The sequence below is a fragment of the Streptomyces sp. NPDC057654 genome, assembly GCF_042800135.1.
Classification (GTDB): Bacteria; Actinomycetota; Actinomycetes; order Streptomycetales; family Streptomycetaceae; genus Streptomyces.
Genome location: NZ_JBHVHQ010001268.1, coordinates 1 through 1,746, shown reverse-complemented (window position 1 = coordinate 1,746; position 1,746 = coordinate 1). Strand labels below are relative to the sequence as shown.

Annotated in this window: 1 protein-coding gene; it reads right to left on the bottom strand. The window is 73.7% G+C overall.

Features of this window, described 5'->3' with window-relative positions; translation table 11 throughout:
• Positions 1 to 36: 36 nt before the first annotated feature.
• Positions 37 to 1,530, bottom strand: a complete 1,494-nt coding sequence (locus tag ACFU99_RS42725) for a hypothetical protein (RefSeq protein WP_384403931.1) — start codon at positions 1,528 to 1,530, stop codon at positions 37 to 39.
• Positions 1,531 to 1,746: the final 216 nt, after the last annotated feature.

Genomic DNA, 1,746 nt, shown 5'->3' with positions numbered 1-1,746 from the left:
GCCCCGACTCGCCCGCGCGCATTCCCACGCCCCCTGTCACCGGTACTCCGAGAGCCTGCGGCCGATGCCCAGCACCGTGCCGGCCGCGCCGAGCACGGCCAGTACGACGGCGCCGGCCGCCATCCACTCCAGCGCCCCGCGCCCGTCCCCGGCCGCGCGGTTGAACTCGTTCTGTTCGTGTCCCACGGCGTCCGCCAGCTCCTGGTCCACCCGGTCGAAGCACTCGCCCGTGCTGTCCTTCGCGCCGATCACCTTGGGCAGCGCGTGCTCGTAGTCCCCGCTGTCGTCCGTCGCGCGCGCGTCCGCGTGCCGCCGCTGCCACTCCCGTACATCCTTGAGGGCTTTGGCCACCGGGGCGCTGCCCTTCGTGTCGTCGGCCAGATCCTTGGCGCGGTCCAGCAGGCTGTCCTCGGCCGCCGCGCCGTCGGTTCCGGAACCGACGAGCCGGCGCATGCCCGCCTTGAAGCTGACCTCGTACGCGTCGTCGCCGTCCGGGGTCAGCTTGGCGCCACGGGCCACCAGGGTCAGGTTCTCGTCGCCGCGGGCCTGGAGCGTGCCGATCCGGGCCTCGTTGAGCACCTGGAGGGACCGCGCGCCGTGCGTGGAGGACTCGTTGAGCCCCGCGCGGGCCAGGGAGTGGCCGACCACCAGCCACAGCAGCACCACCGTGGACGCGGCGGTCGCGGCCAGCAGCCCCTGGTTGAACACCCGGTTCGTACGGCGGTAGTCGCGGCGCTGCGCCCAGCCGAGCGCGCCCAGGGTGAGCAGGCCGACACCGGTCGCCGCCCACGGCCAGGACTTGGCGTCCCCGTAGTCGGAGCCCAGCCGCGCCGTCTCCGTCTCGTACAGCCTGGAGGCGGCGGGCAGCAGCTCGCCGCGCATCGTCTCGCTCGCGTACCGCAGATAGGCGCCGCCGAGCGGCAGGCCCTGCCGGTTGTTGGCCCGTGCGGACTCGATGTACCCCGTATAGAAGGGGAGTTGGTGGTTCAGCTTCGCTATCTGGACGCGCGCCTCCTGCGAGCCGGAGGTGTGCGCTCCGGCCTTCACCAGCAGGTCGGAGGCGCGGCCGATGTCGCGCTCGTACCGGCGGCGGACCTCGCGCGGCTCATGGCCGTCCGCGAGGAACCCGCCGGCCGCCGTGGCGTCGGCGTCCGCCAGCGAGCGGTAGATGTCCGCGGCGTTCGCGCTGAGCGGCTGGCTGCGGTCCTTCACGGAGTCCGCCGCCGTCGCCCGCTCGGTGACCTGCCAGGCCGTCACCGCTCCGAACACCAGGACGAGCACGGCCAGTACGGCCCCGATGACGCGCAGCCGCCCCGGCTCCGTGGTCGCCCCCGTCCGCAGCCGGTCGAGCCCCTCGCGCCACGCCTTGCGGCGGGGCGCCGCCTCCGAGGAGGCCGGGGCGGCCTGGGCGAGCACGCCCGTACGGGGGCCGGGGAACCCGGCGGGCCCGGTGCGTTCGGCCGTCGGCGCGGACGTGCGCGCGGGTCCGGGCGGCTGCGGCGCGGCGCTCCCGGTCGGCGGGTTTGACACAAGACCTCCCCCTCGGTCACTGGCGGCCGGCGCCGCCCCGCCCGGCGGGACGGGCGACGAAGTACCCGGCCCGTCAGTATGGCCACAGCCACTGACAACCACACGGGTATTGGCTGGATCTTGTTCCTATCGCGACTCCCGGACCGGCGCCGCGACCGCTCCTTAAATAATGTTCCCCCTTGTCTCCAAGGATTTCTGGAGTGTTGTTTTCGGTTG